28 protein-coding genes and 2 pseudogenes are annotated in these 26,337 nt (G+C 62.6%); 4 read left to right on the forward strand and 26 right to left on the reverse strand.

The window, feature by feature from the left end:
* Nucleotides 1–312: pseudogene (gene tetR(G), locus P7F60_RS18690) on the forward strand (tetracycline resistance transcriptional repressor TetR(G)); the annotation flags it as partial.
* Here the strand turns inward: tetR(G) and P7F60_RS18695 are convergent.
* The 15 genes and pseudogenes from P7F60_RS18695 to P7F60_RS18765 all read right to left on the reverse strand — a co-directional run.
* Nucleotides 309–425, reverse strand: a pseudogene (locus P7F60_RS18695) (DUF3363 domain-containing protein); the annotation flags it as partial. The pseudogenes tetR(G) and P7F60_RS18695 sit on opposite strands and share 4 nt — an antisense overlap.
* A 93-nt stretch (nt 426–518) precedes the next feature.
* Entirely contained in the window at nt 519–1,733 is a 1,215-nt protein-coding gene (gene floR, locus P7F60_RS18700) for a chloramphenicol/florfenicol efflux MFS transporter FloR (protein ID WP_033945809.1), read from the reverse strand.
* Between the two features lie 216 nt (nt 1,734–1,949).
* Nucleotides 1,950–3,857, reverse strand: coding sequence for a DUF3363 domain-containing protein (locus P7F60_RS30835; protein WP_347276877.1), 1,908 nt, complete (start codon nt 3,855–3,857; stop codon nt 1,950–1,952).
* A 460-nt stretch (nt 3,858–4,317) separates the two neighbouring features.
* The gene (locus P7F60_RS18710) at nt 4,318–4,971 is read right to left on the reverse strand and encodes a lytic transglycosylase domain-containing protein (RefSeq protein WP_277919491.1); all 654 of its coding nucleotides are present in this window, start codon (nt 4,969–4,971) and stop codon (nt 4,318–4,320) included.
* A 61-nt stretch (nt 4,972–5,032) separates the two neighbouring features.
* Nucleotides 5,033–5,368 (reverse strand): DUF736 domain-containing protein, encoded by a 336-nt coding sequence (locus P7F60_RS18715; protein ID WP_010336155.1) that lies wholly within the window; start codon nt 5,366–5,368, stop codon nt 5,033–5,035.
* Between the two features lie 35 nt (nt 5,369–5,403).
* Nucleotides 5,404–5,949 (reverse strand): S26 family signal peptidase, encoded by a 546-nt coding sequence (locus P7F60_RS18720; RefSeq protein WP_015740155.1) that lies wholly within the window; start codon nt 5,947–5,949, stop codon nt 5,404–5,406.
* Nucleotides 5,946–6,464 carry a DUF2840 domain-containing protein gene (locus tag P7F60_RS18725; RefSeq protein WP_277919232.1) on the reverse strand — a complete coding sequence of 173 codons (519 nt, stop codon included), beginning with the start codon at nt 6,462–6,464 and terminating at the stop codon, nt 5,946–5,948. Before P7F60_RS18725 ends, P7F60_RS18720 begins: the two co-directional genes overlap by 4 nt.
* On the reverse strand, nt 6,461–6,715 hold the full coding sequence (locus P7F60_RS18730; RefSeq protein ID WP_015740153.1) for a hypothetical protein: 255 nt from the start codon (nt 6,713–6,715) through the stop codon (nt 6,461–6,463). The genes P7F60_RS18725 and P7F60_RS18730 overlap by 4 nt, the downstream gene beginning before the upstream one ends.
* On the reverse strand, nt 6,712–7,365 hold the full coding sequence (gene parA / locus P7F60_RS18735) for a ParA family partition ATPase (protein WP_066700619.1): 654 nt from the start codon (nt 7,363–7,365) through the stop codon (nt 6,712–6,714). Before parA ends, P7F60_RS18730 begins: the two co-directional genes overlap by 4 nt.
* On the reverse strand, nt 7,362–8,507 hold the full coding sequence (locus tag P7F60_RS18740) for a replication initiator protein A (RefSeq protein ID WP_277919233.1): 1,146 nt from the start codon (nt 8,505–8,507) through the stop codon (nt 7,362–7,364). The genes parA and P7F60_RS18740 overlap by 4 nt, the downstream gene beginning before the upstream one ends.
* A gap of 19 nt (nt 8,508–8,526) precedes the next feature.
* Entirely contained in the window at nt 8,527–8,808 is a 282-nt protein-coding gene (locus P7F60_RS18745) for a helix-turn-helix domain-containing protein (protein WP_010336149.1), read from the reverse strand.
* A 136-nt stretch (nt 8,809–8,944) separates the two neighbouring features.
* Nucleotides 8,945–9,448 carry a DUF2285 domain-containing protein gene (locus tag P7F60_RS18750; protein ID WP_024899155.1) on the reverse strand — a complete coding sequence of 168 codons (504 nt, stop codon included), beginning with the start codon at nt 9,446–9,448 and terminating at the stop codon, nt 8,945–8,947.
* Nucleotides 9,378–9,710: a DUF6499 domain-containing protein gene (locus P7F60_RS18755; RefSeq protein WP_231958351.1), complete on the reverse strand. Its 333-nt coding sequence runs from the start codon at nt 9,708–9,710 to the stop codon at nt 9,378–9,380. The genes P7F60_RS18750 and P7F60_RS18755 overlap by 71 nt, the downstream gene beginning before the upstream one ends.
* A gap of 128 nt (nt 9,711–9,838) precedes the next feature.
* Complete coding sequence (locus P7F60_RS18760; protein ID WP_020818552.1) at nt 9,839–10,114, reverse strand: DUF2285 domain-containing protein; 276 nt, start codon at nt 10,112–10,114, stop codon at nt 9,839–9,841.
* A gap of 60 nt (nt 10,115–10,174) precedes the next feature.
* A complete protein-coding gene (locus tag P7F60_RS18765) occupies nt 10,175–10,441 on the reverse strand; it encodes a helix-turn-helix transcriptional regulator (RefSeq protein ID WP_020818551.1) in 267 nt (88 codons plus the stop codon).
* 319 nt (nt 10,442–10,760) lie between these two features.
* On the opposite strand from P7F60_RS18765, the gene P7F60_RS18770 reads away from it, so the two are divergent.
* A complete protein-coding gene (locus tag P7F60_RS18770) occupies nt 10,761–11,081 on the forward strand; it encodes a helix-turn-helix domain-containing protein (RefSeq protein ID WP_009450556.1) in 321 nt (106 codons plus the stop codon).
* Nucleotides 11,059–12,300, forward strand: a complete 1,242-nt coding sequence (locus P7F60_RS18775; protein WP_277919234.1) for a HipA domain-containing protein — start codon at nt 11,059–11,061, stop codon at nt 12,298–12,300. Before P7F60_RS18770 ends, P7F60_RS18775 begins: the two co-directional genes overlap by 23 nt.
* 95 nt (nt 12,301–12,395) lie before the next feature.
* On the opposite strand, the gene P7F60_RS18780 is transcribed toward P7F60_RS18775, so the two are convergent.
* Together P7F60_RS18780 and P7F60_RS18785 are read right to left on the reverse strand one after the other, a co-directional pair.
* Nucleotides 12,396–12,722, reverse strand: a complete 327-nt coding sequence (locus P7F60_RS18780) for a DUF736 domain-containing protein (protein ID WP_038146388.1) — start codon at nt 12,720–12,722, stop codon at nt 12,396–12,398.
* Between the two features lie 569 nt (nt 12,723–13,291).
* Complete coding sequence (locus P7F60_RS18785) at nt 13,292–13,732, reverse strand: hypothetical protein (RefSeq protein WP_038146389.1); 441 nt, start codon at nt 13,730–13,732, stop codon at nt 13,292–13,294.
* Nucleotides 13,733–13,960: 228 nt separating this feature from the next.
* On the opposite strand from P7F60_RS18785, the gene P7F60_RS18790 reads away from it, so the two are divergent.
* Entirely contained in the window at nt 13,961–14,461 is a 501-nt protein-coding gene (locus P7F60_RS18790) for a hypothetical protein (protein ID WP_038146393.1), read from the forward strand.
* 23 nt (nt 14,462–14,484) lie between these two features.
* On the opposite strand, the gene P7F60_RS18795 is transcribed toward P7F60_RS18790, so the two are convergent.
* The 9 genes from P7F60_RS18795 to P7F60_RS18835 form a co-directional block, all read right to left on the reverse strand.
* Entirely contained in the window at nt 14,485–15,411 is a 927-nt protein-coding gene (locus P7F60_RS18795; protein ID WP_038146396.1) for a DUF2493 domain-containing protein, read from the reverse strand.
* Nucleotides 15,412–15,716: 305 nt separating this feature from the next.
* Nucleotides 15,717–16,754 carry a toprim domain-containing protein gene (locus P7F60_RS18800; RefSeq protein WP_277919235.1) on the reverse strand — a complete coding sequence of 346 codons (1,038 nt, stop codon included), beginning with the start codon at nt 16,752–16,754 and terminating at the stop codon, nt 15,717–15,719.
* The gene (locus P7F60_RS18805) at nt 16,754–21,076 is read right to left on the reverse strand and encodes a strawberry notch-like NTP hydrolase domain-containing protein (protein ID WP_277919236.1); all 4,323 of its coding nucleotides are present in this window, start codon (nt 21,074–21,076) and stop codon (nt 16,754–16,756) included. The genes P7F60_RS18800 and P7F60_RS18805 overlap by 1 nt, the downstream gene beginning before the upstream one ends.
* Before the next feature lie 158 nt (nt 21,077–21,234).
* Nucleotides 21,235–21,879: an antitoxin of toxin-antitoxin stability system gene (locus tag P7F60_RS18810; protein ID WP_100237026.1), complete on the reverse strand. Its 645-nt coding sequence runs from the start codon at nt 21,877–21,879 to the stop codon at nt 21,235–21,237.
* Nucleotides 21,872–22,288, reverse strand: a complete 417-nt coding sequence (locus P7F60_RS18815) for a hypothetical protein (RefSeq protein WP_038146402.1) — start codon at nt 22,286–22,288, stop codon at nt 21,872–21,874. The genes P7F60_RS18810 and P7F60_RS18815 overlap by 8 nt, the downstream gene beginning before the upstream one ends.
* Before the next feature lie 65 nt (nt 22,289–22,353).
* On the reverse strand, nt 22,354–22,902 hold the full coding sequence (locus P7F60_RS18820; protein ID WP_197707328.1) for a hypothetical protein: 549 nt from the start codon (nt 22,900–22,902) through the stop codon (nt 22,354–22,356).
* Nucleotides 22,903–23,102: 200 nt separating this feature from the next.
* Entirely contained in the window at nt 23,103–23,267 is a 165-nt protein-coding gene (locus tag P7F60_RS18825; protein WP_009450567.1) for a hypothetical protein, read from the reverse strand.
* Between the two features lie 417 nt (nt 23,268–23,684).
* Entirely contained in the window at nt 23,685–23,990 is a 306-nt protein-coding gene (locus tag P7F60_RS18830; RefSeq protein WP_038146403.1) for a hypothetical protein, read from the reverse strand.
* 96 nt (nt 23,991–24,086) lie between these two features.
* Nucleotides 24,087–26,225 carry a ParB/RepB/Spo0J family partition protein gene (locus tag P7F60_RS18835; protein WP_038146404.1) on the reverse strand — a complete coding sequence of 713 codons (2,139 nt, stop codon included), beginning with the start codon at nt 26,223–26,225 and terminating at the stop codon, nt 24,087–24,089.
* Nucleotides 26,226–26,337: the final 112 nt, after the last annotated feature.

Genomic DNA, 26,337 nt, shown 5'->3' on the forward strand with positions numbered 1-26,337 from the left:
ACAGAACCGAATTTTGGCGCTGCCGAGACACAAATACGCTTTCTCTGCGCGGCGGGCTTTGGTCCGAAGCACGCTGTTTGGGCGCTCCGGGCGGTCAGTCACTATGTGGTCGGTTCCGTTCTCGAGCAGCAGGCATCTGATGCCGATGAGAGAGTTCCGGACAGGCCAGATGTGTCCGAGCAAGCACCGTCGTCCTTCCTGCACGATCTGTTTCACGAGTTGGAAACAGACGGCATGGATGCTGCGTTCAACTTCGGACTCGACAGCCTCATCGCTGGTTTCGAGCGGCTGCGTTCATCTACAACAGATTAGAGGCTTATGCCCCTTTGCCGCCCCAACTGCCACGACACCGATCGGCTTTGCACGATGCCGATGACCTCACGGCCGAGCTGGCGGTCGATGACCGGCCGCCACGGGACAAGGGAAATGAGCGGTATCTTGCCGGACAGGATACCGCCATTCACAAGGTTTCGATGATTATTGCGCCGCATCGGAGCGGGCTTGCTTCCAGTCGTCGGCTAGACGACTGGCGACTTCTCGGTGGCAGCATCACGGGATCGAAGGAGCGCCAGCCCCAACGACACCAGCACTGCCATTGCCGTGGCGTAACAAATCACGGGCCACGCTGTATCGCCGTTTAACAGCGTCACCGCCAATGTCCCGACGATACTGACTATCAGGCTTTGGATGCAGAAGTAGAACGCAACCGCTGATCCAGCGATGTCGTCGAACTGCGCAAGTGCGCCGTTGGCGGTAACGGACACCGTGAAGACAATGCCGACCGCGACAACCCACATCGGCAGGATGAAGCTGAAAAATGACGGCGATCCGAAAAGTTGGCCGATCCCCAACAGGATCGCGCCGGAAACGAGCAACGCCATCCCGCGCGCTACGCATCCCGCGATACCCCATTTGGCAACGAAGGACTTTGCGAAGCGGGTTGTCGTGACCATGACCAGCGCGACAGTCGCGAAGGCCAAGCTAAATCCGATCTCGGAATAGCCGGCTTGGCCTATGAGAACACGGGGGGCTGTCGAGAAGAAAACGAAGAATGTGCCCATGCCGGCACTAAATCCGACTGTGTAAACCCAAAAGGCCGGACTCGCGAAGATCGGCAAAACAGATCGTTGCGTTCTGGCCTGATCCAACGGTCGGGTTTCATGCCACCTGAAACTGGCGTTTAAGAGTGCGAGCGAAGCCAGTGCAGCCAGTGTGATGAAGATCGCCTGCCATCCCCAAAACTCGCCGATCAGCGCACCGGCTATAGGGCCGAGCGCAGGCACGAACGCCAGCATCGAACTGAAAAGGCCGTAGATGACGGCACCTTCGGGACGATTGGCATATACGTCGCGCACGGTCGCGAAGGTGGCCACCAGCATGGCCGATGCTCCAACTGCCTGAACCAGACGAAACGCAACAAAGGCTAATGCAGTTGAAGAACAAGCCGCTCCCAGAGACGCAGCAACGAAAGCCGTTGCGCCTACAAGCAGGATCGGCCGTCGCCCGACGCGATCGGAGAGTGGCCCAAAGATCACTTGGCCCACACCGAGCATCACCATGTAGAAGCTCAACGTGAGTTGGATTATGGATGGAGTCGTGTTCAGGACGCCCGGCATCGCCGGAACGACTGGAAGATAAATATCCATCGCCAGCGACGCGAGGATGTCGAAGGGAGCCATAAGCAGCAAGGCTGCCGGCAGCGTATAGGCCCACGCGGGGCGTGTGGTGGTCATGACGAATCAACCGCTCGATTAAGGATACCGGGCAGCGTCTGCTCGTCAGCAATCAGATGGGATTGGTCTTACAGAGCGCCGCAACAACAATTCTGATGTTGCGGCTTACTTGTCTGCTGACTTGGAATTTCCCATGCTGATGGCTCCACGATTACGAAATTGAATAGCAGCTCTTATCGAATTAGTTGTTGCGTTGCAATGCGGTATCGTTGACTCCTATAGCCCCAACCCCCGCTGCCGCCCTACCTGCCACGACACCGAACCGCCCTGCATGATACCCGCGACCTCGCGGCCGAGCTGGCGGTCGATGATCGGCCGCCACGGGACAAGGGTGAACTCGTGGCTCTTTTCCACGATGGCGAACTTGCCGCTCGTTAGCTGGACAGTCCCGGTGAACTTGCCGCTGACACTCTCACCATCCTTGGCGGCGCGGAACGGCAGCGCCTTGCCCTCGGCCATCTCCGCACCGGCGCGCGCAACTTCCCGCTCGCGCAGGGTGGCGAGAAGATTGCGCCGGTAGAAGATGCGGCCGTCCCTGTTGCGCGTGGCGTCGCGCTGTTCGATATGATGCTCGCGGCGCTGGTCCATGGCTTCGCGGACCTGTTGCCCGAAGCCGGTCGGCGCAAGGTCGGCCGTTTCGCCATGGACCAATCGCCGGTCCAGCCATGTCGCGCCGTCCGAACGTATCTGCCTTTGCAGATCAACCGGGGAAAGCACGCGAACGCTTGCCTGCCGGTCGCGGCCGGCATCGTAATCAGCCGCGCGGCTGACCAGATCATCTGGGATGCGCCATTGGTCGGCGTCGATGCGCTCGACGATGCCGGCCCGGCGCAGCGCCTCCAGCCGCCGGACATGGGCATCGATATAGCCCTCATAGTCGCCGCCGGGAACGCGGCCCTCGAATTTCGCCTGCTCCAGATGACGGCTCGGCCGATAGATGCCGTCCTCGGCGATGGCGGTGATGGTGCGGTCGGACGGTCGGGCTGCCGCCTCGGCCGGGCCGATCTGGACGACGCTGCCGATGCGGGCGTCCTCCAGCCGCTCGGGCGCGATGCCGGCAATGTGGTGTGCGCGGCCGTCGATCCCGTCCACCACGATTGTCAGGTTCTCGCCCAGCTCGTCGGACAGGTGCTTGTCCACGACGCGGCCGACGATGGGCGTCTCGGGCGCTCCGTCATGGATTTGGAAGCTCATGGGATCGCGTTCGCCGCCCTGCGGCCCAAGCGCCTTGTGCATGGTGCGGATAATGTCGCCCCGCTCGCCCAACTCGCGCAAGACCGGTTCCATGTCCTTGCTCAATTCCCAAACACCGGGCGCGTGCTCGGTCGCCAGCCCCATCTTCTCCAGCTTGGCGAGCCTGCGCAGGCGTAGCGTTCGCTCGAACTGCCGCCTCGGCGCTGCCGGCTCGTGGCGCAGGTCGACGAAACGGGCATCGGCTTCCTCGGCCATGGCGCGATCGATGCGGGCGAAACGGTCCTGGTCGATTTCGGCGGACAGCTTGCGGGTCTGCTCAATCTCGGTAACGGGGCCGAGTTCCAGACTGGCAAGCTCGCTGGCGCGCTCGCGCAGGCCGTTGGCGAGATAGTCGCCGTTGATGACTAGATCCCCGCCCGTATCATCGCGGCCGTTGACGATGACATGCACATGGGGATGGCCGGTGTTGTAGTGATTGACGGCAACCCAATCCAGCTTCGTGCCGAGGTCGCCTTCCACCTGTTTCATGAAATCGCGGGTGTAGGCCGTGAGGTCCGACAGCTCCGCGCCATCCTCGGGCGAGACGATGAATCTGAACTGATGGCGGTCATCCTGACCACGATCAAGGAAGGCGTCGCCATCGGCGCGGTCTTCATGCGCCGAATAGAGCTGGCCGCGTTCGCCGTCGCGCGAGGTTCCGTCACGCTGGACATAGCGCAGATGCGCGCGGGCACGGCCGCCCTTCCATGCGGCCCGGACGCTGCGCTGCTTGACGATCACGCGGCGGCTGCCCGGCTGGCGATGATGCCAGTTGCCGGATATGTTCCGGGCGCGCACGAAGCTCGCGCCCCGGCCGCGCTTCACGCCCTTGCCGCTGGCGGCCATGGCGCGAGACCGCCCCGGCGATGACGGGCGCGCGGATGACGGCATGGAAGGATCGCGTGAGGCTGCCGCCTGATGCTGGCGGGTGATCTTCCTGACCTGCGTGAAAAAGCTCTTGGTCTTGCCGGCCTTCGGCGTGTCGGATCGGATGCGGCCGGGCTTCGGACGGAAGCGGTTTTCGTCGTCGGCGCTCAAGGGCGCGACTCCAGCCCAAATCGCCGAAAAACGGCCGATCTGCGCCTATGGTGCCGCTCGAAACCCTGCAAAGCCAAGGCTTTGCGCAAAATCGCGGCACGCGGCCCCTCAAAACCATGGTGCCGGAACCGGCCACCTAACCAGTGTGCAGACAACAACAATTTCCAGAAGCGGCCCCATATGGTGCCGTCTTCTTTAATCTTGCCCTCCGCCTTTCCTTCCCTTTTTGCCCTTCCTGCCGGGAATGCTGCCAGGCGCACCCAAGCCTGACTGCACACCGGAAATGGACCGAACGAGCGCGTAAACGCCATGCTCATGGCTTGTCGCCATCGCTCGCAAGGGCCACGAATATGCCGCTGTCCTGCGGCTCCTGAACGGCGGGATCGCGCAGAGAAGCGGTTGCGTGGATGTCGCTCGATGGCTGATTAACCGCCGCTGAAATGCCGCCGGATTGCGCAACGAAGAGCGGGGCTTCGCGCCAATCCGGTGGCGGCGGCGGCACGATGGTCGGCACATCAGGCGCAGTCGCCCTGCCGAGAACAGGTGCGAGCGTGGCGACATAGGCGCGTGTTTCTGCGGGCAAAGTGCGACCTGTCGCCAGATGCTCGTCATAGCGACCGGGACCGGCATTGTAGGCGGCAAGCATGGCCGCGACATTGCCATAGCGGTCCCACATCTCCCGCAGATACGCCGTACCTGCGAGGATGTTGTCACGCGGATCGTAAGGATCGCGCCCGAGGCCATGGCGGCTGCGCAGGCCCGCCCAGGTATCGGGCATGACCTGCATCAGTCCCATCGCGCCCGCCGATGAAATGGCGCGCACATCGCCCGCGCTTTCCACACCCAGCACGGCCCGAATCCAGTGCTCTGGAATGCTGAAACGCCGTGACGCCTCTGCAATGAAAGCAGCATGGGGATGCGCGGTAACAGGCGCGGGTTGCGGCGTGACCTGCGCCATGGCCGGCATCGAGCCGCTGCCAGCCGACAGAAGGGCCGTGAAGAGAAGAAGGGCGCGGGATCGCATGATCTCAGTCCCGATCTTCGCGGGGCCGCGGGCGGCTCCAGTGCAGCGACCATGACGAGCCTGCATCGTCGTCGCGAAACAGATTGGCGCGGATCGGCTGCGGTAGGGCGGGATCGTCGAGCAGCACCGAGAGATATTCGCCAGCCTTTTCGCCGGTGCGTTTCCATGCAGCACCGACCTCCGGCCCGTCATGTTCAATGAAATGGACGCGATAGTCCGGCGCATTCTCCGCATCGGAATGTTCGGCGGGCACGATAACGAGATCGCGCTTCATGGTGAGCGTGACGAGCTGACCGGCGAAGCCGGATGCGTCACGCGCAAATTGACCGATCTGTGGCATGGTATGTCTCCTGTGTTTGTGGATTTGGCGTGGGTTCAATGCGTGGCCGCCCGCCATTCGTAGCGGCCATCGCCTTCCTCATCGGTCCAGAGCGGGAGTGCTCGCCCGATGACGGAACTGGCGAGAACAGGTCCGAAGTAACGGCCGTCGAGGCTGTCCCGGATGTCCCAATTCATGAGGAAGAGTTCGCCGTCGCGGATGATGCGGCAGCCCTGCCAGACCGGCAGATCGCGGCCCATGCGGTCGCGCTCCAGTGCGGCGCCCATCTCGACGTTATCGACGGTGATCGTCGCACCGCTGCGGCAGACGCGCTGTCCCGGCAAGCCGAGGACGCGTTTCAACAGCGGCACGCCCCGCCCGATATAGCCGCGCTCGACCATGAACTGCTCCAGCGGTTCGGGCGGCGCGATGACGACGAGTTCTGGAATTTCGAGCGTATCGGCGGGAGCAACCGTGTAGAAGCCGATGGGCGCGCTGGCAGTCGCGTTCCAGATCAGCCGGGTTGGCAGATCGGCAACCGCTGTGGCGACAAGCGTGCCGACGGCCAGCATGGACACGGCGAGGATATGACGGCGGCTCATGTCCAGATCCTCCGGCGGTTGAGCCACGCGGCATGGCGTTCCGGGGTGTAGGGGTTGGGTTCCTGACCGGCACTCAAGCGGTTGTGGACGTGCCGCCAATGGTCCGGCGCAACATCCGCCGGATCGATGCAAAGCGCGTCCACGGCATCAATCAGGGCCAGCACCCGCTGGACTTGTCGCCAGCCATCAATACGCAGCAGGATCTCGCAGCCAGGACGAACGAAGGGCACGGTCTGGTACGGTTCGCCGCGACCAACGGCGCGCAGGATGTCGAGCCGCGAGACGATGGTGCCGTAATCGTTGGAGGCCCAGCGGACGAAGGCAAAGATGCTTTCGGGCGCAAAACCGATCAGACTGCAGCGGCGGTCGATGATCTGCTCAAAGCTCTTGTGACCGAACCTGATCCAGCGCTCGACCTTCTTCTTCTGGAAGGTCAGTTCGACCAATGTGGTGAACGGAGCTGGTCCGCCCGGCCGCGGATGTTCATGCACTGCACACGCGGTCTTGCCGGTCATGGCTGATCTCCTTCGGTGGGTGGAAACTCGCGGACCAGCAGCTCGCGCAACATCACGGCGACCGTGACGCCGCGCCGGAAGGCAGCGACCTTGATGCGCCCGCGTAGCTCGGGCGTGATGTCGATGGTCAGGCGGGCGGTAAACGCCTCGGCAGCCATCTTTCCTGTTACCGGTGTATCGGCAGCCCTGACCCAGCTATCGGGATTGCCCGGACGCGATGCGAAGCCGGATTTGGCGGGTGGACGTGTCATCGCACAATCCTCCCGAGCCCGAGGCTATCGATCTCGGCCACCAGCGCTGTGACCTCCAGTGCAGCCCGTTCGCCGCCATCGGTCTCTGAGACCAGTCGCCCGGTTTGTGCGGCTTCAGCGAAGGCGACGCGCTGGCCGATGGTCGTGGCCAGCAAGGGTGGATCGTGGTCCGCTAGTGTTTGGGCCGTTTCGCGGGCGATGATGGTGCGCGCACCGCATCGGTTCAGCAGAAAACGGGCGGCAAGCTCGGGACGATAGATGCGTGCTTCGCTCAGAAGCGCCAGCATCTCGGCCGAGGCCCAGCCGTCGAAGGGCGATGGCTGCACCGGGATCAGCGCCAGATCGGCTGCAAGCAGCGCAGAGCGCATCAGACCAGCGACACGGGGCGGACCATCAATGACGACATGATCCGCGTCACGCGCCAGTTCCGGCGCCTCCCTGTGCAGGGTATCGCGGGTAAGTCCGATGACGGTGAACAGCCTTGGCAGCCCTTCATCGCTGCGCCGCTCCGACCAGTCGAGTGCGGAGCCTTGCGGGTCGGCATCGATCAGGATGACGCGCTTGCCTTCCGCGGCCCAGGCTCCGGCGAGATGCAGCGCCAGCGTCGTCTTGCCCACGCCGCCTTTCTGATTGAGGAGCGCGACAATCATCGCCGTCCTCCCGGTTTGCCGAGAGGAAGTTCAGGCGTGCTTGTTGACGCGGGCGATCCTTGCTTTGGGGGTGTCAGCTTGCCTTTATGGGCACCCGATCTGAGGGCCGCACCAGCCTTCGCGATGAGCTTTTCCACATCGCGCTGCCGCTCTTCAAAGTTAGATTCTGTGTTAGACTCTAAGTTAAGGGCGCGATTTTCGCTTTTGTTACCGAAGGATAGGAGGTGTTTGGGTTCCCGATAGCACGAGCCTCCGGTTCCTGATGGCACGATAGTCCGGGTTCCCGATAGCACGAGACTATCCACAGGTTTTCCACAGGCCGGGACAGGCTCGAAAGCGAGCAGCATCCGGCCGCCGGTCTCGACCTCGGCGAACAGGGTGTAGCCGGGCAGTGGCTGGCGGCGGATAATGTCGCGCAGCTCGAAGGCGAAGCGCTTGAATGGCGAGAGACTTCCCGATTTCTGGTGAAGGTGATGGAAATCGAAACGCCAGCCGTTTTTCTGCCGGCCACCATGTTTGCGCACCAGGCGATAGAGCCAGCGTTCCAGCCCACCGGTCAGATTGAAATAGGCCCGGTCGATGGTGAGGATCAGGGCGTCATCCAGAACCGCGCTGTAGAACCAGTCAGGCACGATCATCTCGATGCCGTCCGGACGGCCATTGGCATCGGTTCGTTCATGCCATTCGTTGATCCACGAGAAGCGATGGCGCCGTCCGTTGGTGCGCTGGCGGATCGACGTTGCAACTGTGGTTGATTGCAGGCGGTCCAGTGCCGCTTTCAGGCGCTGATAGTCCCGCAGGGAGGTTCCTCGCCCCGTGAACGTCAGGATCTCGTAGGGCGTTGCCGCCATCAGCCGCGACGTGCGCAGACCTGCGTCCCGTGCCTCAACAATCTGACTGGCGGCCCAGATCAGAATATCGGCGTCCCAGATCGTCGCCATCCCGTGATCGGGCACGGCTTCCACACGGATGGAGACGTTGCCCAAGGCAAAATCGATGGGGCGGACGCGGTGCGATTTGGAAAGGGAGAAGAAGGGATAGGCCATGAGGTCCTGCGCGTCTCGTGGCGCGAATTCACCGGGTAGCGCCCGAAACAGATCGAGTTGCCCGCGTTCCAAAGAGGGTCGGTGCCGAGCTGCCATAGAGGGCTGACCGCCGTGTTCAGCGCGTAATGCGCTTGGGCGAGGTGAATGCGGTCGGCGGCAGAGGTTTCGCCGGGAGAACCTGTCCGCGTGGGTCCGACGTGGAGGTAACCGATCCGCGTGCAACCCAGGCTGCGAGATCCTCGACCGAATAGACAACGCGGCCGCCGAGCTTGTGATAGGCAGGTCCCGTTCCGTAGGTTCTGTGCTTTTCCAGCGTGCGCGCGGACAGGCTGAGGAAATCGGCAGCTTCCTTGGTGCGCAGGTAGCGTGGCGGCAAGGCGGCGAGATCAGGTCGCATGGGGTGGCCTCCGTGGTTGTGCAGGATGCCGCTGACGATCAACGGCATGACATGCGCACGGTGGCGAAGGCGCGGCGGCAAGGGGGATGAGGAAGATCGAAGGGGTAGAATCCTCACCCTCGATCAGACGTCAGTGTCAGGGTTTGCGACGATGGCGCAAAAGGTCCTGATAACCGCCGTCGATCAGCGCGGCGGCAGATCGGACAAGGGCGATGACAGAGGCGCGCAAAGCCGATGTCTTCCACGGCTCAGCGCGAACGCGCGCCTCTCCGTAGATGGCGATGGCAATCTCACGATAGGTCGCGTGGTTGGCGTTTCCGTCGGCAGCTTGCATCATCAGGCGAAACCGCCGGCGCTGATACGGCGTCATCCTGGGGTCGCGGCGCGCGGGTTTCCCGGCCAGCATGTGCCAGAGCCTGAGAATGGCTTCGAGCCGATCCGGCAGATTTTCGTCAAGTGGCAGAATGATCGCCGGCTGCGAATTGGCATCGGTGTCGGCGAGGATCAGATATTGAACGCCGTCTCTGGCGTCACAGACACCATATACCCCCTCTGGTCCGCAGATGGCATCAGCAAGATCTACCGATAAGGCGGACGGAGAAGGCGGAAGAAAATCGGGCGCTGCCCCGAGCATCAGCATGTCCGGATTGGCAACAGGCGACCAGATGACCGGTTGGTCGAGCGCGGAAAAGCCGGGGTCTGCCGGGAAATCGCAACCCCCAGCGATGTTGGACGTGATCCGCAAGGGGAAGATGCCCGGCGCCTTGCGCTACAAGGTCATCGAAACAGGCCTGATAGGACGCGTTACGGCGCAGGCATTCCCAGGCGACGCCCTCAACGGGCAGCGCATCGTAGAATTCATACTGGTCCTGGTCTCGCCAGCGGGATGTATCCGGCTTCATTGCTCCGCTCCTGGTTGAAACTGCACAGGTGGAGCGTGAAAGAATTGCGGTGCCTCTACCGAGATGGAAGCCAGAACAAAGACATGGGGTGATGCTCTGAAGGCATCACTGGTGCGACGGCGGCGAGGTCAGGTCCGATCTGTCGGATGACGCAGCAGCTGACGATAGCCGCTCTGTGTCATCCAGCGCGCCCGTCCCAGATGGCTGTCATGGACCTGCCGGGCGCGTTCAGGTTCCCGAACAGGATCAATTCCGAACAGCACATTGACGGCTTCGGCCCATTCCGCCCCATCATCGGCGGCATCGAGCAGCCGCATATAGAGCTTGATATGCGCGCGGTCATATTCGGTCAGCTCGTCGCTAACAGGTGCAATATCGTCGAAGGGGGGAAGCGGAGATGTCATGTCGGGGGTCGCCACAGAGCACAGGCCGCCGCAGCGGATCGATGATTCCGCCCGCGCCCGTCAGGCGTCATGGATCTGTCGGTGTCTCTTCTCGTCTTGGCCATGTACCAGCAACACTCCTTGCCCGCGATCCGTGGACAGGAGAACAATCCCTGCTGCTTCAAGCGCCCGGCGCACCTGATCCCGCGTTGTCTCATACACCTCGAGCCGGTTCTCGGACTCAAGGCGTTTCAGGGCAGTCAGCGATATTCGGGCCTTGTCAGCGAGCGTCTCCTGCGTCCAACCCAGCAACGCGCGTGCGGCCCGCGACTGTCGAGCGGTGATCATGCATGATCACCTCCCATCGCGACCGGCGCGCATTCCAGAACTACGGCTATTTTAGTCGTCTTCGCCCGATACGCCATACGAAATCGTCGAATCTGGTCAGGGCGTTATCTGCACGGCTGAGCATGCAGCCCGACTGATTCGCCTGTATGCCGCAATTGCAGCACTTGTGCTGGCCGTAACGCCGACCAGCGCAGAATGATCCCTAAACGCTCCATGGGAAATGATAGTGATATGTTTAGAGATCATTTTCTTTGCGTTTTGCGCTGGATATGGTACCCATCCAGATCAGTGCAGCAAAAATGATCCGTAAAGGCATCACATGAAGGCGGAAGAAGAAACACTGAGGCTGATCGGCGACCATTTTCGCCGCGCGCGTCTTGCAGCGGGGTTGACGCAGGAGCAGGTGGCCGATCTTGCGGGCATTTCGCGCCCGCGCTACCGCGACATCGAGACGGGGGCGGCGGCTGCGCGCACCACGACATTGATCAACATTGCCAGGGCGCTTGGGCTGGAAATGATGCTGGTCCCGCAGGCAATGGTGCCCGCCATCGAGGCGCTTTTGCGCCCCGAGGCCGAGGATGATCATCCGGCCTTCAGCCCGCAACCGGAGAGCGACGATGACAGCCGTCCGTACCGCTGAGACCATCACCGCGCTGGACGTGTTCCTGAACAGTGCGAAGGTTGGCACGATCGTCAGGACGCCGGGTGATTTCAACGCCTTCAGCCTTGATCCGGCCTATCGCGCGACTGGAGGCCATCCGGTTCTGAGCCTATCCCTTCGCGCGGCATCAGGGGGCTTGCGCAAGGATCCGCGACCCGTCGCAGGCAGCCTGCCGCCCTTCTTTGCCAACCTGCTGCCCGAAGACCGGCTGCGCGAGGCGATGGAAAAGCACCATGCGGGTAATGTGCGGTCGGGGAATGATTTCGATCTCCTGGCCACCCTTGGTGCGGATTTGCCGGGGGCCGTTCGGGTGCTGCCCAGTGACGGTCAACCCGGCATCGGGGCGGCGCCAACCCAAGGACGGCCCAAGGCCCGCTTCTCGCTGGCAGGCGTGCAGATGAAGCTCTCGGTGATGAAGAACACCGGCAAGGGCGGCGGGCTGACCTTGCCGCTCGGGGATGACGAGGGCCAATATATTGCGAAATTCCCCTCGACCGCCTTTCCGGGCGTGTCGGAGAACGAGTTCGCGAACCTCGCGCTTGCCGAAGCCATCGGCATGAATGTGTCCGAGCGGGAACTGGTCAGCCGAGACCAGTTCGAGGGCATTCCCGAAGAGTTTGAAACACTTGCCGAGGGGCTGGTCCTGCTCGTGCGGCGTTTTGATCGCGGGGCAGACGGGCAGCGCATCCATATCGAGGATTTCGCGCAGGTTTTCGGCCTGTACCCGGCGCGCAAATATGATGGCGCCGCCTCCCACGACATCGCCTCTGTGCTGAATGTTGCGATCTCGCCGTTCGCCGCGCTGGAGTTTGTCCGGCGGCTGACCTTCTCGGTGGTCATGGGCAATGGCGACATGCACCTCAAGAACTGGTCGCTGATCTATCCGGGCGACGGCGACACGCCCGCTCTAGCACCGATCTACGACATGCTTTCGACCGTGCCCTATATTCCGGCAGATGGGCTGGCGCTGTCTCTGGGCGGCGAGCGGGCCTTCAAGGGCTTGGCCCCGGCCCGCTGGAAGACGTTTGCCAATCGGGCAAGGCTTCCCGAGCCAGCCGTGCTCAAGGCCGTTGTCGAGACGGTGAAACGCATTGATACGAAATGGTGGACACTGCCGGAGCGCGAAGTGGTCCCGCCGCCCGTGCTGGAGCGCATCGACGCCCATGTCAAAACCATCATCCCGATCCTAAGCGCCTGATCCGTGCCAGACACGACAGGGCGCGGTGGCGTGACGACTTTCCCGCGGACATGAGAAAGGCCCCGACCTTGCGGTCGGGGCCTTTGTGCCGCGCCTTAGTCGCCGCGGCGACCGTTGGGGCGGGACCAGATGAGGGAGAAGGTTTCGCCTTCTTCGTCATCGAAGAGGTTGGCGTAGATCGGAGCGTTGAAGCTCGGATCGTCCAGCTTGAGGCCCAGATAGTCGCGGCCCTCGTTGGAGCGCTTGGACCAGGCGGCGCCGATCTCGGCGCGGCCGACCAGAACCCGGTGGCTGGGGGCGTTTTCGCCGGTAGCGCGCAGGTCGGGGATGATGCGCACGCCCTTGGCCTGGACGCTGAGGGTGACGATGTCGCCGGTGAATTCGTTCGAGCCGGTCTTCTTGAAGGTGCCGATGGTTGCCATTTTAAGTCTCCGTTTTCCGTTTCCGAGCCCGCACCATTGCGGCCTCTATGGCGATCGACCGGCCGGAGACGAACGCTGGCGCACCCCCTCGGGGGCTGGACAGCACAGGAGGAACTTTCTTGTTCCGCGCGGAATGGCGGCTCTGCCGTCAGGGGAAGAAAGTTGTGACGACGCTGTTGCGCTAAAGCGGTCGAAGCGCATCGCGCTGCTCTTCGGCCAGATCAGGCCATTGAAGAGGCCGTTTGGAGTGGTCGAGACACGGGGGCTGAACGGAGATGTGGCAACCTTGAGGCTCCATCAGGATGACCTGACCGGCAACACCGGCCTTTCCTGTCACCCTGCGTCTCAGATCATGCGCATCTCTGCTTCCGGCCTGTTCCACCGGCATGCCACCACCCGCGGGTTTCCGTCAGTCTGCACGCGCTGGTGCCGACCGTCCTGCGCTCCTATGGGCCGCGTCTGTGCCCCAGGTTGATCCGGTGATTGGCCGCTGTCTGTCACCATTTTCCTGACGAAGACGGAAGACGATCAGCATCCGCTTCTGGTCGCCATCAACGGATCATTGCGGTTCAGGTTCGTGCAAAGCCGCCGTCCGCGTGGTCGGTTGCCGCCATGCCCGCAACGCGCAGGAACGCCGTCACGCCCACCGCAACCGCTCCGATCACCGAGAAGATGAGTTGCCATATCTCCGAGGGCATCATGTGCTTGACAATACCGAGCGTGGCGTAAAATCCGGCCATTCCCGCCGGAGCGACGAAGGCCAGAGCAATCAGCAGACGCGCCCACATCGGGCGGATCAGCATGAGCAGGCCCTGACCAACAGCCAGCGTCAGACCGGCGGCGAGAAGACCAACGACGATGCCGCCGAGCCAGCCAGCCCCAGTATCATAGGCCAAGGCGCCTGCATTCAGGCCAATAAAGAACGGCAAAGCGAATACGGCGAGATTGAACAGCAGCCAGCACATGGTGCCGATGGCTGCGATGGAAACGAGGATTCCGAGAACGATCATGGTGGTGTCTCCGTGCAAAAGGTTGGACGGTTGCGCCTTCCACCACCACCATGGCGCAATCACAGCATAGCAGCATTCCTCTCACCGCGCGAGAAGCGATGGCTTTCGAGGCCAGGCCTGTCCGAAAACTCGCAGTTTGAATGAGAAAGCTTATGCGTCTGGTGGACCAGTATCTGCTGCACCTCTACGATGACCATATCGTTGGGCGGAAGGATGCGGGTTAAAGCTATGGCAGAAGTCGATTGGTCAGATCGGGCATTTTATGATGACGGCGAATGGGTGACATGGTCAGACATTGACGAACAGCTTCGTCACAAGGAATGGGGAGCGAAGTATCCAAACGCCATCCGATCAATGATCCCGTATTTTGAGGACCTGATCTCACTCGCTGAGAGCTACCATCTGGAGACGGGCCTGCATTTATCGGTGTATGGCGACATCGGTGAGCTGTTCGGTGCCATCACCTACGGCATCAAGTTGAACAAGACCTACGCGCAAGGTTCGGACGGCAAGCTCGAAAATGATCATGTCGAGATCAAAACCATCACTCCTTTCAAGAGCAAAGACGTGGTGATGGTGGATACATCAAGGCATTTCAGCAAGCTGCTCGTGGTCAAAATTAATGCGGAATTCCAGGTCTCCGGGCGAATGGTCAGCCGCAAGCAATTGCCAAAGCGCTCAGGCCGTTATGTCCGAATTCGTTGGGACGACCTGGCGCTATTGCAGTAGTGCTTATGCTGAACAGGCAGCGCTCACGCGCTGCCGGTCCCGAAGCGATAAACCGGGATACCCATCTTGCGAGCCTTGTCGGCCAGATTGTCCTGAATGCCCGTGCCGGGGAAGATGATGACCCCGATCGGCATGATGCCGAGCATCTGGTCGTTGCGCTTGAACGGCGCCGCCTTGGCATGTTTAGCCCAGTCAGGTTTGAAGGCGACCTGCGCGACTTTGCGATTGCTGGCCCAGGTGGCCGCGATGCATTCCGCGCCCTTGGGCGATCCACCGTGCATCAGAACCATGTCCGGGTGCTTGGCATGGACCTGATCGAGCTTGGCCCAGATCGTCCGGTGATCAGTCGTGTCTCCGCCCGAGAAGGCGATCTTTGGCCCGGCGGGCAACAGCACCTCGTTGTCGGCCCGGCGTTTGGCGGCGATGAAGTCGCGGCTGTCGATCATGGCCGAGGTCATCTGGCGATGGTTGACCCGTGAACCGGAGCGTTGCGACCAGGGCGTTCCGGTGGTGCGCAGATAGATGTCCGCGGCAGTCTCGCGGAAGATTTCCATGCTGTCACGGCGCTCGATCAGGCTTTGTCCCGCGCCGATCAGGGTTTCCAACTGGACGGATTTAACCTCGCTGCCGTCCTGTTCGCGTTGAAGGCGTTTCTGCGTCTGCTCGTTATCGTCAAGCTTGCGCTCGATCCGTTCGACAGCGCGGTGGAAGGTGTTGACGGTGGACCAGAGGATTTCGTCGAGGTCGAAATCGAGGCTGGTGTCGGCCATGGTGGAAATCAGGGCGTCGAAGATGTCGGAGACTGCCCCCTGGATGACGTGATCTTCGGGTGTGATCCGGGGATCGGCCTCGTCTTCGGAGGGGCGGTAGCCGTAGAGTTCGAGTTCTTCGATGGCATGGCCGGTCGGGGACGTGCTGTGATCGGGTTCGAAATCGTCGTGTGCGTACATGGGATGCTTCCGTCAGTTGGACCGCGACCGTCGCGGCCTTCATGGCGAGACACGCCCACGGGCACTCCGGTCTGGCAGCACGAGCCTCTGGCGAGGGCCTTGATGGCAAAGCCCGACTGATTTGTTTCGCGCTGTAAAGGCGGGCTTGCCCGCCGACGGAAATCAGTCGGGCGCCGCCATTGCCTGACCGGAGCGTTTGTGGGCCGATCGCCCTCTCGGAAGGCCAAGGCGCGGTCCTCTTCTGATGACAGGCAGCCTGCGCGCATGACCGGATCGGAACGCCCCCGATCACGGCCCCATACCGGCTATGCTATTGAAGCCATGAAGCGGCTGACGTCCTCGGGGGCGATTTGCACCCGGATCTCTGCTCGAACGGCATCCAGCCCATGAGTTACGAGATCTTCGTTGAAGTCCCCCATCATGGGCGAGAGCGTGATGGTCTCGATTCCGACCTCGTGCGCCCGGTCCACCAGGCTATCGCGGGCGCTGTTCCCTGCCGGATCGTTATCACGGACGATATAGAGCCTGCGCAGTTGTGGCGGGAACAGAATAGCGGCGAGATGTCCGGCCGAGAGTGCGGAAACCATCGGCATGGTGGGCAGAGCCTGACGCAGTGACAGGATGGTTTCGATACCTTCCCCTGCTGCCATGACATCGTGCGCATCACCGAAACGAACCGCATGTCCGAGCAGGTCGCCCATTGCCTTCCTTGGCGGATCGACAGGTGCCTTGCCGGAACCGTCCGGGGCCAGCCAGGTGCGGTGCGCGCCGGTGATCCTGCCATCGAAGTCGGTGACGGCGGCGATCATGGCGGGCCAGGCTTGCGTCGGGGCATCGTCCTCGGGCCGCCAGTAGCAGTTGGGATGGAAACGCAGATTTGCGGTTTGGCGTAAATCCGTCATCCCGCGTCCGCGTAAATACGCTTCTGCGGTACTGCCGATCAGCGGCTGTGTCATGCGCCAGAGTCGGCGTGTGGCCTCCGATGATCCCGATGGTGCTGGCGGGCGGGACTGACGGGATGGCGGCTGCGGTTCAGGATGCGGCAGGCTGAGGAAGCGCCGGGCTTCTTCGGCAACGTCTGTGAAATCGATCAGACCGAGCGAGTCCCGGATCACGTCCAGCAGATCGCCATATTCCCCCGTGGCCGAGTCCTGCCATTTACCGGCAATGCCTTTCACGCTGTCGTGCAACCGGACGAACATGGAGCGGCCAGCCGTGTTTCGGACATCGCCAACCTGCCAGTAATTGCCCTGTTTGCGGCCATTGGAGAGATAATGGCGGCACACCGCCTCGGCCTGTCGGCCGAGACGCTGCGCCAGTTCGGAAGCGTTGAGACGCGCCATTATGCGGCCTCCCGCTCACCGATGCGCTCAACCGGGAAGCGGTCAAGCAGTTTGCCGATGATCTCCGGCCCCGTTGCATCGACGGGCACGAAGAAGCGCAGTTTCCACGAGATGATCTCACTGAAGAGGCCATAGGCTCGCAGCCGGTCACGCATCGCATCAGTAAAGCCGGTCAGTTCGATCCGGTTGGCGCCCATGACGCGGACGCGGCGCAGTTTCAGCCCTTCGGCGAGATCAAGGATCGTGCGACCTTCGATCAGCGCGGCATAGGCGGCATCCGGTGTCAGGTTGTTGGTGACGCCACTGGTCGAAGCATTGGCGGCCCAGGCCGGCGATACCCGGCGACCGATGATGCGTTCGCCCTCGTCGGTCTGGAGCCGATAGACGCGGGCGGAGTCCTTCGGCAGGCGTTTCCAGATCGGCAGAAGCAGCCCTGTCACCATATGCAGGATGCTGTCGGTGAACTCCGGCACCTGGGCCAGTTCCGCCTTCCAGGCTGTGGTGAAGGCGGCACGGTCAGCCTCGATCCAATGGGTCTCGCCCATCGCCCGCACCGGAATGTTCATCGCTTCCATCGGCCGGATCAGCCGCACGCGCCTTTCGATCTCACCATCATCCAGCATGACGCTGGTGGTCGGGACCTGAACGGCAGCGCGACCGGATCGCTCGTTGATGAGCAATCTTGCGCGGGGATCATCCAGTTCCGCCAGGGTGGCATTGAGCGTAACCGGCTGATTGCGTTTGCGCTCGGTGAGCGTCAGGAGCCGGGTTTCCGCGCCGGTGCCCGGATGGGTGTGGATGACCTGCCGGTCTGTGACGATGAAGCTTTCGGCCTTCAGCGTCTCCAGCCCCATGTCATAGGTGCCGGATGCGATTGCTCCGTCGATCCGTGCCTGCAGAAGCTGCTCGAAGGCCGAGAACAGGATGCCCTGCAATTCGATGGTCAGCGCCAGCAGGCGGTTGAGGAAGGTGGTGATCGGCGGCAGTTCGCCCTTCACACCGGTGCTGTCCATCAGCTTCAGGCCGGTGGCGGATTCAAACCGTTCGAGCGAGCAGCCCTCGACCTTGCCGCGCACGATCAGCAGATAGAGCTGGCGCAGCGCGTCGCGGGCATAGGCGGATTCCAGATTATCCTCCGGACGGAACAGCCCCTGACCGCCGGTCTGGCGCTGGCCGCGCGTGATCGCGCCCAGCGTGTCGAGACGGCGGGCGATGGTCGAGAGGAAGCGCTTCTCGGCTTTGACATCCGTAGCGATGGGGCGGAAGAGCGGCGGCTGCGCCTGATTGGTCCGGTTGGTGCGGCCCAGCCCCTGAATGGCGGCATCTGCCTTCCAGCCTGGCTCCAGCAGGTAATGCACGCGCAGCCGCTGGTTTCGCGCCGAGAGTTCGGCGTGATAGCTGCGCCCCGTGCCACCGGCATCCGAGAAGACCAGAATGCGCTTCTGATCATCCATGAAGGCCGAAGTCTCGGCAAGATTGGCAGAAGGCGCACGGTTCTCGACGGCTAGGTGGGCCGCTGCTCCAATACCCTTGCGCACGATCCGGCGTGAGCGGCCCGTGACCTCCGCCACAATATCCGTGCCGAAGCGCTGCACGATCTGGTCGAGCGCACCGGGGACAGGCGGAAGCGAACCCAGCTGCTCCAGCATCTCGTCGCGCCGCGCCACCGCTTCGCGGCATTCCACCGGCTGACCATCGCGGAAGACGGGGCGTGACGACAGGTTGCCCTCGCCATCGCTGAAAGGTTCATAGAGCTGCACCGGAAAGGAATGCTGCAAATACGAGCCGACATATTCCCTCGGAGTGACATCGACGGAAATATCATTCCATTCCTCGGTGGGGATCTCGGATAGCCGCCGTTCCATCAGCGCTTCGCCGGTCGAGACGATCTGGATGACGGCCGCATGGCCCGCTTCAAGATCGGCATCAATGGACCGGATCAGGGTCGGGGTTTTCATGGAGGTCAGCAGATGGCCAAAGAAGCGCTGCTTGGTGCTTTCAAAGGCCGAACGGGCGGCGGATTTGGCCTGCCGGTTCAGCGTCCCCTCGCTGCCGGTGATGTTGGCGGCTTCCATCGCCGCGTCCAGGTTCCCATGAATGACAGCGAAGGCGGCAGCATATGAGTCGTAGATGTGCCGCTGTTCGTCCGTGAGCTGATGCTCGATCAGTTCATATTCGACGCCATCATAGGAGAGTGAGCGGGCGGTATAGAGGCCGAGAGATCGCAGGTCGCGGGCCAGGACCTCCATGGCCGCAACGCCACCGGATTCGATCGCCTCGACGAACTCGGCGCGGGTCTGGAACGGAAAGTCCTCACCGCCCCAGAGGCCGAGGCGCTGAGCATAGGCGAGATTGTGGACGGTGGTGGCGCCAGTCGCCGAGACATAGACGACGCGGGCGTCGGGCAGCGCGTGCTGAAGCCGCAGGCCCGCACGTCCCTGCTGCGAGGCGGCGACATCACCGCGTTCACCTTTTCCGCCACCGGCATTCTGCATGGAATGGCTCTCGTCGAAGATAATGGCTCCATCGAAATCGGACCCCAACCATTCGACGATCTGCTTGACGCGGGAAACCTTCTCGCCCCGGTCATCGGAGCGCAGCGTGGCATAGGTGGTAAACAGGATGCCTTCCGATAGCGTGATCGGCTTGCCCTGCGGGAAGCGTGACAGAGGTGTGACAAGCAGCCGCTCCATGCCGAGCGCCGACCAGTCGCGTTGCGCGTCCTCGATCAGCTTGTCGGATTTGGAGATCCAGATCGCCTTGCGGCGCCCTCGCAGCCAGTTGTCGAGAATGATGGCGGCGGACTGGCGACCCTTGCCAGCGCCGGTTCCATCACCGAGCATGAAGCCCCGGCGAAAGCGGATCGATCCGGCAGCATCCTCGGGCGCGGCGCTCACATTGTCGAAATGCTCGTCCACGGTCCAGGCGCCGGCGAGATGATCGGCGTGGGCTTCACCGGCATAGATCACCGTTTCAAGCTGGGCGTCCGACAGACGCGCGCAGATGTCGGGCGGCAGCATGGGCCGGTAGGAAGGCTTGGGCGGTGCGACCGAGGCCATGGCGGCGGATTGCACCAGCTTGGTCGGATGCGGCTGTGCACCAGCGATACGCAGCGATTGCAGCGCATATTCCTCATAGATCGCGTCGGACAGGCGAGCGCCTTCCGGTGGCGTCCAGTCCACGGTCTCATAGGCGAGTTCGACGCCATCAGGATCATTGGCCGAAGCAGCGACAGATCGCGTAGCCGCCGAGCGAGCGAGATAGCCCCGCACGGTCTTCGGCGCGGTGGCCGAAGCGGAAACCACGATCTTCGGCAATGACACTGGCAAGCGCGGCGGAACCTGTTCCTCGATCCATCCGATCAGCGTGGCAACATCAGGCGCGATCCCCGGCGAAGCCGGCAAACTGGCGGGATCGTCGGCGGGCAGTTTGTCGATAACGGTCAGCCGCGTGTCGATCGTGGTGCCGTGCTTTGCATAGACCGCACCATCGACGGCAGCGCTGAACACCACGCGGCCACGGGCCTGCAAGCGGATGAAGGCGTCCCGCCATGCCGGAGCTTCGGGGCCAAAGCCAGCGCCGGTGATCGTCACCAACCGACCGCCGGGAGCAAGACGGGCCAGTGCCGCGGCAACATGGCGATAGGCCGCATCCGCGACACGCCCGCTGACATTGGCCATGACCGAGAATGGCGGGTTCATCAGCACCACGGAGGGGACAGCATCCGGAGCCAGATGATCATCGATCTGGGCGGCGTCGAAGCGGGTGACGGCAAAAGCCGGAAAGATCTGGGCAAGCAGATCGGCCCGGGTCTCGGCCAGTTCGTTGAGGATCAGCGAGCCGCCGATGGTCTGCGCCAAGATCGCCAGAAGGCCGGTGCCCGCCGATGGTTCCAGCACCCTGTCATCGGGCGTAATCGCGGCAGCCGTCAGAGCGGTAAGGCCGAGCGGGATCGGCGTCGAAAATTGCTGGAAGTTCTGGCTTTCCTCGGAACGTCGGGTCTGCGTGGGCAGCAGCCCCGCGACCTTTGCCAGCACGGAAATCCGTGCAGCCGGAGACGCGGCTTTACGGAAAAGCGCCTTTCCGTATTTGCGCAGGAAGAGGACCGTGGCGACCTCGCAGGCCTCATAGGCAAGCTTCCAGTCCCAGACGCCGGTAGCGTCAGATGCGCCGAAGGCCGTTTCCATCACACCGCGCAGGATGGCAGCATCGACGCGCTGACCGCGTTCGAGATGGGGGAGCAGATGATTGGCCGCAGCCAGAATGGCGGGCGCAGCCGCCATTGGCGTGACCGGATCGGTCACGGGGAACACCATGTTCATGTCTGGAACCTCAGGAGAGCGAAAAGGACAGGTCCGAACAGCGCTCTCTCTCGACCGCCCGGACTTAACCCCTTCCGGCCCGCCTCTGACTCTCAAAGCGCAGCTAAAAAAAAGCGCCCCGACCGGACGGTGGGGCGCTTGTCAGTGTCTTCTCGGGATCATCCGAAGCGGCGACCAGCTGCGGTGAAGGTGTATTCATTGGCGGCAATGGTTTCATCGACAGCCTCGTCCGAGGACAGATAATCATACTCGCGCTCAAGCTGGCGGTAGAGCCAGCGGGCCAGATCGCGCAGCGCCTCGATGACCGCCTCCTCGGCATCAGCGGTCATGTCCTGCCAGGTCGGGCTGTCGCGCTCGACCGTGATCGACATGCAGTATTCGTGATAATAATGGCCGCGATGGCTGGCATCGGCGCGAAGCTGATAGAAATTGCGGCGCTGGATCGCCTGAAGGGCATCGGCGATGCGGTGCAGTTCGGTGTCCTGCGGGGCGTATTCTCTGATCCGGCGCGGCCCATGTTTCTGGTAGGAGTACCAGGATTCAAAGCAGGCACCGTCACCTTGTGAACAGAAGCCGCGGAACCAGATGCAGGGTTCCTGCCGTGTGCCGCCGCCCATCAACCGGACGGCACGGGTCTTGAGCTTCAATCCGAGGATTTCCGTGATGCGCTGGAAATCCTCGTAGACGGCATCGTACCAGTCATAATCGAAGCCGCCTTCGCGATACCAGGCGCGGGCCTTGTCCTTCGCTGCATCGGACAGCTCATCGAGACGATAGACGGTGGTTTCGATGATCTCAGGCATAGGGATCGCCTCCCTCCAGCACGGTGGAAAGCCAGCCGTCGGTATAGATCCAGTCCACCGTTTCGCCGGTGGCAAGATCGAGGACATGCGCCCCGCCACCAAATCCGTCGATACGCGGTTTCGAGCAGCTGTTTGCGTACTGGAAACCCCATAATCCGCTGAGGCCAAATTCGGCAGCGCAGCGTTTGACAAACTGAACGACATGCTCGGGATCGCCGGTGACATCATCGCGCATCCAGAGTTGCGTGCTGCCATGTTCTGGCTGGATGGAAAGCAGGAAGCCATCTGAAGGCGGATCCTCAACGGCATTGTCATCCGCCAGAGCGTTGTAGAGATCAAGCGCGCGGGCGGCGTTTTCGGGGGTGCCCACGTCAAGCAGGCAGGAAAAGTGCGTGTAATAATCGGCCATGACGGTCTCCGGACATGACATGGCCCGGCGTATGGCCGAGCCGAATGGGATGGAATGGGTGAAGCTCAGGCGGCCTGCGGCAGGCGGAGCAGATCGGCCGAGGTTTCGCGCCAGAAGGGATCGACCAATCGGGCCTCCAGCGCAGCGGCGCGGTAACGCAGCCGTCTCGCATCGCCGGGGTCCGAAGCCCGGAACGCCATACCGCGCAGGCGGCTGGCCTCGGTCACGATCCTGCGTGCCTCGGCATCGGACGCGACTGGCTGTTGCCAGAGGATAATGCCGGCGCGGATTTCGCCGGCGAGGACCAGGCGCTGATCTCGGTCCTGAATGAGCATGATGCGCGGCTGAAAATACGGGAAGCTGTCCGGCCCCGTGCAAATATTACCGCGCGCCACGCGCAAGGCTGCGGTCTGTATGGCCTCGTCCAGTGATGGGCATTCCCCAAGCGGGATCACGCGGTCAAAGCTGTTCGCCGCGTCACTGGCGTCATAGCTGGCCGCGCCGAGGCATGAGATGCGCAACGGCAGCTTTTGCGACCGATAAAGCGCGGGCAGAACATCGGCAGCCAGAATCTGACCGATGGAACGGAAGGTTTCGGAACGGGCAAAGGTCATCGGCATCACTCCATGACGGGCGCCGAAAAGCCTCTCTCTCCAGCCATCAACCCGTCACGGCCGAACGGCCCGCACTCTTCCTCTCTGACCGGGCTTGTTCCCGGTTCCGCTGCCGACGATGGGGGGCCATCTTGAGGCAATGAAGGCCCGAAGCGCGGGTCTCCGCGCTCGGGCCGTCGGGGATGAGGCGTTTTCGCGCCTTACTCCCACGGGTCCAGCTCCAGCTTCACCATGTCGTCGTCGCCGTCGAACTCGGCGGCGGGGCAAGCGGCGTGGGTGCCGTCTCCGGCCTGAAACACGACAATCGAAACCATCAGCGTGGCGGCAAGGCTGGCGGCGAAGGCGGTGGCATCTGCATAGGACATGGGTTCCGGCTCCTGTCTTTGGAGGCGGGGGACCATCCCCCGCGCGACAGGCGCCCGAAGTGTCTGACCGGATCTGCAATCACCCTCGGGCGTTCGGACTTTTTCCGAATCCCCGAGGGCGGCACGCGCGCGTAAGCCGACCCCTTCGGGGTTGAATGTCAAAGAGACGGATCGGACCAAGGTTTGCGAATGGAAGCGGGGGTGGTTTTTCGCATCTGACAGGATGCCGGATACCCGTCGCAGATGCTCTGCCGCGCCAGCCTTGCCACCATGCTGGCATCAGGATCGTGTTCCGTTCAGGCCAGAGATGGCTGCCGCTTGCCCTGATGGGGACGGCGGATTGTATGGTGAAGCCGGATTGGACCCGTCCGGTGCAGACCTCCCACCTTCACGGCCCAACACCCTGCGATCGGGTCTTCAGCTCCAAAGCCCATCGGCAATCTCGCGGGCAATCATCGCGCGCGCCTTCATCATCAGATCATCGCCTGAGGTGTCGATATGACCGAAGAAACGGGCACGAGCGCCATGAGCTGTCCATTCGGCGTAGCGGCAATATTCACGGGCATCGAGCCGGAAGACGCGCATGTCTTCGGCCCAATGGGGCTTTGGCTCCACAACAACGGTCATGCCGTCGCGGCTTTCCTCCCAGGGCAGGGTGCGCTCCGATAGGGAATGTTCGCGATCCTCAAGAAAGATTTGATCGACGTCGATGATGGCGGGCATGGAAGCGCTCCAATGAAAAAGCCCGATCACAAGGACCGGGCGAGTTGCGGAAACGGAGGGTGCAAACGGGACAGCCGAAGCCACCCCGCCTGAGAACTATTCAGCAGCGACCATGTGCTGTTCTTCCTCGTCGTCAGCCGGGTCGTCCTCGCCATCGCCGGAGAGGAAATCGGGCAGATCGTCGGCTTCTGCCGCAGCGCCCGATGCCGGATCGACTTCGACACCATCATCCACCATGCGCAGCGGCTCAGGCAGCCAGCCGGATTCCGCCAGGAGGCGTTCGGCTTCCTTGGCCATGTCTCCCTTCTTGAGGTGCCCGATCAGTTCAGCGGCTCGATCTCCAGCGCCTTCACGTACAGCTTCAAGGATGCGCGGCTTGGTCACGCGGCCGAGATAATTGCCAACCGTCGGCCGCCAGCCCACGGCCACCATGTCGAGGCCGGTTGAACGCGCCAGCCGATCAGCCTGCGACAGGCGAACGTCCAGCCCGTGCTGGCTGACGCCCGTTCCGCTGTAAGGATTCGGCTTCTCATAGAGCGCGTTGACACCGAAGCTGACGCAATGGGCGAGCAGATCCATGCGCGATCCATCGTCCAGATCGGTCAGCCAATCCCAGAGGGCGGCATCGTCTGCCGGGACATGATCGCCCCAGCGTTCGTGGCGGTCAGCGATGGCCTTGGCTGACGCGCTATCGCGCAGATCCTCGGCCTGTGCGGGCAGATGAACCTCCCGGACCTGTGCTTCCAGGCATCCGCGGCTGGAACGCGGCATGAAGCAATCCATGACCAGCCGGTGCAACAGTGCCGTCATGGCGACATGCGGGTTCACCGCCACCGCATCCCGCAGCGCCAGGGTGCGATGTGCAGTCAACTCGCTGACCAGACGATCAGGCAGCGGCTTGATGGTCTCGGTCTCGTCATCCTCCTCCGGTTCGACCGGCTGACCGCCCAGCGTGATAACCGCACGCATGCGGCTCACCTCCGGTTCTGCCCGCTGGATCACCTCGCCGGTTTCCGGGTCAACGATCTCAGCCTCCGGTTCCGCAGGCGTTTCATCCTCGGCGCGAACATAGCCGCGCTCGACCAGCAATGCGCCATCGGCGTCGATGCTGATGAAGACGCCTGCCGTGCCGATCTGGACGGGGTCGAAGGTCATCGGGCGGCGCTCGAAGGTTTCCAGCGCCTGTTCGATTTCACCCAGCCGGGCGTCGATCTCGTCTGGCAGTTCATCAGCCTCGCCATATTCGGCTTCAAGCCGGTCATATTCGTCGCGCAATGCCTCGCGGGTGGCGCGTTCCTCTTCGGTCAGATCGACTGTGGTGCCGACAATCTGGCGAAGGCCATGATCGTGACCATAGGGAAAGGTGATGGCGACCTCGATCCACTTCCAGCCCTCGGCGGCGATGGCCTCGGCCTCGGCCTTGAGTTTTTCGCCCACCAACCGGTCGAGCAGCACCGGGTCTTGCAACCAGCCACCATCGTCCTGCTGGAAGAGATCGCGCAGCACGCAGCCGCCAGCCTCCTCATAGGCGGTAATGCCGACAAACACTGCCCGCTTGTCGGCGGCGCGGACCGTGGTTTCGGTCAGCAGGCGTCGGATGAGGTAAGGTTCCTTCTGCCAGCCGTCCTTGATCGCTTCCCAGACCTGCTCCTGACGGGCATGGTCAGAACTGACGCTGAAGGCCATGAGCTGTTCCAGCGTCATGCCATCCTCGGCATAGACGTCGAGCAATGTCGGTGAGACGGAAACCAGACGCAGGCGCTGTTTCACCACCTTCGCATCCACGAAGAAGGCGGCGGCGATGGCTTCCTCGGTCATGCCCTTTTCGCGCATGGTCTGGAAGGCGCGGAACTGATCGAGCGGATGCAGCGGTGCGCGCTCGATATTCTCGGCGAGCGATACCTCGTCGATCAGCACATCGGCGCTGGCCTCCGAAACAACACACGGGACCGGCGCGACCTTGGCGAGGCGCTTCTGCTTGACCAGCAGTTCCAGCGCGCTGAAGCGGCGACCGCCGGCGGGCACTTCGAACATGCCGGTTTCCTTGCCCTCGGCATCCACGACCGGGCGGACATGCAGGGACTGGATCAGGCCGCGACGGGCGATAGACTCGGCCAGTTCCTCGACCGAGATCCCGGCCTTGACGCGCCGGACGTTGGACTGGCTGAGCACCAGCTTGTTGAAGGGAATGTCGCGCGAGGACGACAGGGTGATCTTCTGAACGGCAGTGGCCATGTCAGTTGCTCCATGACGGACGCCGGTGAGCCTCTCTCTCCGGCTATCAGCCCGTCACGAAGCGAAGCGCCGCCCTCTTCCTCTGAAGAGAGCGACGCCAGCCGTAGAACCT

The organism is Rhizobium sp. YJ-22, from assembly GCF_029601685.1.
In the GTDB taxonomy this organism is placed as follows: domain Bacteria; phylum Pseudomonadota; class Alphaproteobacteria; order Rhizobiales; family Rhizobiaceae; genus Metarhizobium.